This window comes from Moraxella caviae (assembly GCF_002014985.1).
Taxonomy (GTDB): Bacteria; Pseudomonadota; Gammaproteobacteria; order Pseudomonadales; family Moraxellaceae; genus Moraxella; species Moraxella caviae.
In genome coordinates this window covers 1-5,802 of record NZ_MUXU01000025.1, presented here as the reverse complement: position 1 = coordinate 5,802, position 5,802 = coordinate 1, and the positions used below count along the sequence as shown (strand labels likewise).

Below are 5,802 nucleotides of genomic sequence, written 5' to 3'. Positions count from 1 at the left end.
GCAGGCACGCAGGCACGCAGTGTTATATTATAACAATTATAAAACATCGTCATGTTTTCCTAGATGAGTGGATATTGCTGATTGTAATACACCGTGTGTGGGTAGTCAAATTAAAAGCGGGGTTTGCGGATTATCAGCAATTCAAATTACAATCTATCACTAACCCAACTCATAAATTTGTGAATTAGCACGGTTTTTCGTTCGCCATGAGCTTGTCAAAGGGTCGAACTGGTGAAGGTTTGAGTCTAAAAAACTGTCATGGTTCGACAAGCTTACCACGAACGGTTTTTGCGCTCATCGCGAACGGTTTTTGTGTTCACCATGAACGGTTTTGAACGGTTTTTAAACCACGAAGGATTTGAGGTTTTTGATGTGATTTTCCGTTCGCCTTAAGTCTGTCAAGGGGCAGAAAAGCCGACTTTACCAAATGCTTTTTAAATGGTGTCTGTATGCCATTTTACCATAAAATTTACCACAGAATTTGACTTCTCAAAAAAGCGGTTTAGGCTAAAAAAGTGAAACTTATTCCACTGCAAACCCACAACCTTTCTACAATCTTACCCAATAATAAAATTATTTTATAAAAAATGTGAAAAAATCGCTTGAAAAGTGTTGTGATTGTGCTATTATGAAAAAATAGCGTAACAACCAAGCTCGGCTTTTATCCGCAATTTAGACGATTGTCGTGGATTGCGAATAAAATCACAGTAGTGGATTGGCTGTGTGTTGATTGCAAGGTTGCGCTATAAGGTCTGCTTTCTTAGGGATATTCAAGTAGATACACGGCACATTGTCGTTTTGACACGGAATGTCGCAAGGAAGCGTAAGAAAATTGCATTTGCAATTTATAAGGAGATAAATATGTCTGCTGATCACAAAGATGTCGCTGGCTACTGGAAAGCCAACGTCCGTCTCATTTTAGGTTGTCTTGTTGTTTGGGCAATCTCATCTCTTGGCTTTGCCGTTCTTTTGCGTCCCTTATTGATGGGTATTCCATTTTTTGGCGCTGATTTGGGCTTTTGGTTTGGTCAGCAAGGGGCGATTCTCACCTTTATTGCCATCATTTTCTTTTATTCATGGCGCATGAATAAGCTGGATAAAGAATACGGCGTAGGCGAGGAGGGCTAGTCATGTCTCAATTTTGGATCAACCTATTTTTCGTTGGCGCGTCCTTCATGCTGTATTTCGGCATTGCGATTTGGGCGCGCGCAGGCTCAACCGATGAATTTTATGTTGCTGGTGGCGGCATTCACCCTGTGGTGAACGGCATGGCAACTGGTGCTGACTGGATGAGTGCGGCATCGTTCATTTCTATGGCGGGTATGCTTGCCATGGGTGGCTACGCAGCTTCGGCATATTTGATGGGCTGGACTGGCGGCTTTGTACTGCTGGCTATGCTGCTTGCGCCATATTTGCGTAAATTTGGCAAATTCACCGTGCCTGATTTCGTGGGCGATCGCTTCTATTCTAAGACCGCGCGCTTGATTGCGGTGGTGTGCTTGATTTTGGCATCTACCACTTATGTTATCGGTCAGATGACAGGTGCAGGCGTGGCGTTCGCGCGTTTCTTGGAAGTGAGCAATACTTTGGGTCTGATTATTGCGGCGGTGGTGGTGCTGTTTTATGCGGTGCTTGGCGGCATGAAAGGCATTACTTATACGCAGGTTGCGCAGTATGTGGTATTGATGATTGCTTACATCATTCCTGCGATTTTCATCTCGTTTAACATCACTGGCAATCCAATTCCGCAGCTGGGTCTATTCGGTACTGACACCGAAAGCGGCATGACCATGCTTGCCAAGCTGGATCAAGTCATCACCGATTTGGGCTTTGCGGCTTATACCGCTGATGTGCCAGACAAGCTAAATATGTTCCTATTGGCGCTAAGTTTGATGATTGGTACGGCGGGCTTGCCTCATGTTATCATTCGCTTCTTTACTGTAACTAAAGTATCAGAAGCACGTTCATCAGCTGGCTGGGCGTTGGTATTCATTGCACTACTATACACCGCAGCACCTGCAGTAGGTACGATGTCTCGTATGAACTTGGTTGAAACTGTGTATCCACAAGGCACGCAGTCAGCACCGATCGATTATGAAGCACGTCCAGAATGGATGAAAAACTGGGAAGCGACTGGTCTTTTGAAATTTGAAGACAAAAACGGCGATGGTAAAATCCAGTATTACAACGACAAAAATGCTGAGTTTGCCGCAGCTGCAGAAGCTAAAGGCTGGCAGGGCAATGAGCTGACCGTGAACAACGACATCATGGTACTGGCGAACCCAGAGATTGCAAACTTGCCGGGTTGGGTGATTGGTTTGATTGCTGCAGGTGGTATCGCAGCGGCGCTGTCTACCGCAGCAGGCTTGCTACTTGCCATTTCATCAGCCATCTCGCATGACTTGATTAAGAAAACCTTGAAGCCTGACATTTCAGACAAAGGTGAGTTGATGGCGGCGCGTGTGTCTATGACAGTCGCAATCGCAGTGGCAACTTATCTGGGCATCAACCCACCGGGCTTTGCAGCTCAAGTTGTGGCACTTGCCTTTGGTATCGCAGGCTCATCATTGTTCCCTGCTTTGATGATGGGTATTTTCTCAAAACGCATCAACAGCACAGGTGCAATCGCAGGCATGGTCGTGGGCTTGAGCGCAACGTGTATCTACATTTTCCTATACATGGGCTGGTTCTTTATCCCGGGTACTGCCACCTTTGAAAACACTGCCGAAAACTGGATTATGGGTGTTAGCCCACTAGGCTTTGGCCCAATCGGTGCAGCATTGAACTTCATCACCGCCTTTGTGGTGTCATCAATGACCGCGCCACCGCCAAAAGAAATCCAAGATTTGGTAGAAAGCGTACGCTATCCAAAAGGTGCAGGCGCAGCGATTGACCACTGATTTTATCAAGGCTTGTAAAGCCAAACGCCAAGCAAGCCAAGATAAAAGTGAGTTAAAAGCACTCAAGATAAAAATCCGCCAAACAAAATCAGCAAGTGGTTTTGTTTGGCAACTAAAAATGCGGACTTAGGTTCGCATTTTTATTGGGTGGTTGATGGCGGTGTTATGTTTTGGGAATTTAAAAAAATCGTTCCAAAAAGCATTCAAAAATTTAAAAAAACGTGTAAATAAAGCGTGAATATTGGCGGCAAACCGTGTAATATGAACATGGATTTGCTGCTTAATGTTGGATTGAGAAATGATAAGTGGGTTGGATTAAGAAGCGAGATTAAGAAGCGAGATTAAGAAACGATGTGTAAGTTGGGTTGAGTGAAATAAAAACCCAACAAATCTAAGAGCGCACCTTAAAACCGTTGGGTTATGCTAACCTAACCTGCAGTTCTAAATGCACATTAAGTTAAATGACGATAAACTATCATTGACACATAACAAACAAAAGGAATGAAACGATGTTTTGGGAATTGATTGCGACAGCGGTGGCAGGATTTGCAGCGGCAGGCGTGGCGTTGTCTTTGCGGCTGGTGGTTAAGAAATTGCCGCGCTGGATTGTGCCTGTGGCGGCTGGGCTTGGCATGATGGCCTTTCAAATTCATAGCGAATATTCGTGGTTTGAGCATACCACATCACGCCTGCCTGCGGACACTCAGGTGGTGGCAAGCGTGGAGACGCCAGCATTTTATAAGCCTTGGTCTTATTATCGTGCGCCAATTTTGCACTTTGTGGCGGTGGACACAGCGTCTGTGGCGGCTGGCGATACGCCTGATGTGAAGCGCGCGCAGTTGTACTTTTTTGAGCGCAGACAAGCCGCGCAGCATTTGCCTGTGTTGGTGGATTGCCAAAATGGCTTGCAAGGTGATTTGACAAGCGGTGCGGTGCAATGGGGCAAAACAGCTTATACTGACAAACTTGTGGCGGTGGTGTGCCAATAATGAATAATGCACGGACACCACGGACAATGTACGAGTAATGCGTTAATCGCACTTAATTTTACTGACGTGTTTGCGGTGCGGTGTTGTGATTTGGCAGATTGGTGATGGATTGGGTGAATTTACCATCAGCAGCAAGCGCACGAACGCCCAACAGTGATAAAAACCGTGCTATAATAGTACTTTTATAAAAATAAAGTTTGCGCTTTGATGAGCAAAAGACGGGTGATGTGATGAAAGTGCTGGGGCTAGAAACGTCCTGTGATGAAACAGGGCTTGCGATTTATGACAGCGAGCTAAATGGCGGCAAAGGCGGCGTGCTGGCGCAGGTGCTGTATTCGCAGATTGAGCTGCACGCCACTTATGGCGGCGTTGTGCCAGAGCTTGCCAGCCGTGATCACATTCGCAAATTGGTGCCGCTGTTTGATGAGCTGCTTGATAAGGCAGGCGTTGACAAGCACGATATTGATGCGGTGGCTTATACCAAAGGGCCGGGGCTGATTGGCGCTTTGATGACAGGTGCGCTATTTGGGCGTACGCTGGCGTATGGGCTTGGCGTGCCTGCCATTGGCGTGCATCACATGGAAGGGCATTTGCTGGCGCCGCTTTTGGGTGCGGACGATGTGGCATTTCCGTTTGTGTGCTTGCTGGTGTCTGGCGGTCATACCATGCTGGTGCGAGCCGATGGCGTGGGACGTTATGAGCATTTGGGTGAGTCCATTGACGATGCGGCAGGTGAATGTTTTGATAAGACCGCTAAGATGCTGGGCTTGCCGTATCCCGGTGGGCCAAATGTTGCCAAACTTGCTGCCACTGGCGACAAACACGCTTATGAGCTGCCAAGACCCATGCTGCACAAGGGGCTGGATTTTAGCTTTAGCGGCATGAAAACTGCGGTGCATAATCTTATCAAAGACACGCCAAATTCTGACAGCGACCCAAAAGTGCGTGCTGACATTGCGGCAAGTTTTCAATATGCGGTGGTGGATACGCTGGTCAAAAAATGCGTGCGTGCGCTTAAGCAAACAGGGTTAAAGCGCCTTGTCATCGCAGGCGGTGTGTCGGCAAACAGTGAGCTTAGAGCTGCGCTGGAAAGTGAGCTTGCCAAGATGGGCGCACAAGTGCATTATGCGCCGCCAGAGCTATGCACGGATAACGGAGCGATGATTGCGTATGCAGGATTTTGCCGTTTGCAGGCAGGGCAGCAGGACGATTTGTCGGTGGCGTGCGTGCCAAGATGGGATTTGACTTCGCTGAATTTTTCTTAAGCCATGAAACTGATGCAAGTCTGCCTTGAGTGAAGCAAATTGCTAGTAAGTGGCTTTTAAATAAAACAGCTTTTTAAAATAAAGAACCTTTTAAGCAAAGCGCTTTTTAAACAAAGTAACTTTTAAGTAAGCTAAATCAGCGGTTTTTTAAACTTTAATTCGTTTTTCAATCGCAATCAGTTTAAAACTTTTATTAACTTCTACCTTTTATTTTGGGGCTGTACTAGAATAACAACCATGTTATACTAGTTTTATGAAGATAACCCATTGTAAACTAAGTAAAAAAGTTCAAAAAAGACTGCTTGAATTTTTTGTACTCGAAGTTACTGCTAGAAGTGCAGCTGATTTACTGGGTATTCACCCTAATTCAGCAGCCCTTTTTTACCACAAAATCCGCCTTGTGATAGAATACCACTTAGCTCTTGAAGCCAACAATCTCTTTGATGGTGAAGTTGAACTTGATGAAAGTTACTTTGGCGGTATTCGTAAAGGCAAACGTGGTCGTGGTGCAGCTGGTAAAACTGCTGTATTTGGTTTATTAAAACGCAATGATAAAGTTTACACTGTTGTTGTTAAAGATACTAAGACAAATACACTAATGCCAATTATCACAAGTAAAATCAAGCCTGATAGCATTGTCTACACAGA

The 5,802-nt window shown here is 45.7% G+C and carries 6 protein-coding genes; all 6 read left to right on the top strand.

Going from position 1 to position 5,802, the window contains the following annotated elements; genetic code table 11:
- Window positions 1-861 precede the first annotated feature (861 nt).
- Window positions 862-1,128, top strand: a complete 267-nt coding sequence (locus tag B0181_RS03655) for a DUF4212 domain-containing protein (protein ID WP_078276134.1) — start codon at window positions 862-864, stop codon at window positions 1,126-1,128.
- 2 nt (window positions 1,129-1,130) lie between these two features.
- Window positions 1,131-2,900 (top strand): sodium:solute symporter family protein, encoded by a 1,770-nt coding sequence (locus tag B0181_RS03650; RefSeq protein WP_078276133.1) that lies wholly within the window; start codon window positions 1,131-1,133, stop codon window positions 2,898-2,900.
- Entirely contained in the window at window positions 2,890-3,030 is a 141-nt protein-coding gene (locus tag B0181_RS12035; RefSeq protein ID WP_158078928.1) for a hypothetical protein, read from the top strand. The genes B0181_RS03650 and B0181_RS12035 overlap by 11 nt, the downstream gene beginning before the upstream one ends.
- Window positions 3,031-3,409: 379 nt before the next feature.
- Window positions 3,410-3,889 (top strand): hypothetical protein, encoded by a 480-nt coding sequence (locus B0181_RS03645; RefSeq protein ID WP_078276132.1) that lies wholly within the window; start codon window positions 3,410-3,412, stop codon window positions 3,887-3,889.
- Window positions 3,890-4,119: 230 nt separating this feature from the next.
- Entirely contained in the window at window positions 4,120-5,154 is a 1,035-nt protein-coding gene (gene tsaD, locus B0181_RS03640) for a tRNA (adenosine(37)-N6)-threonylcarbamoyltransferase complex transferase subunit TsaD (protein WP_078276201.1), read from the top strand.
- 253 nt (window positions 5,155-5,407) lie between these two features.
- Window positions 5,408-5,802 (top strand): IS1595 family transposase (locus tag B0181_RS03635; RefSeq protein ID WP_143821569.1); only part of this gene is annotated, 395 nt, incomplete at its 3' end.

Bases quoted from the DNA above. Each gene is read 5' to 3' on its own strand.
- B0181_RS03650 (WP_078276133.1), top strand. From the start codon at position 1,131: ATGTCTCAATTTTGGATCAACCTATTTTTCGTTGGCGCGTCCTTCATG.
- B0181_RS03645 (WP_078276132.1), top strand. From the start codon at position 3,410: ATGTTTTGGGAATTGATTGCGACAGCGGTGGCAGGATTTGCAGCGGCA.
- B0181_RS03655 (WP_078276134.1), top strand. From the start codon at position 862: ATGTCTGCTGATCACAAAGATGTCGCTGGCTACTGGAAAGCCAACGTC.
- tsaD (WP_078276201.1), top strand. From the start codon at position 4,120: ATGAAAGTGCTGGGGCTAGAAACGTCCTGTGATGAAACAGGGCTTGCG.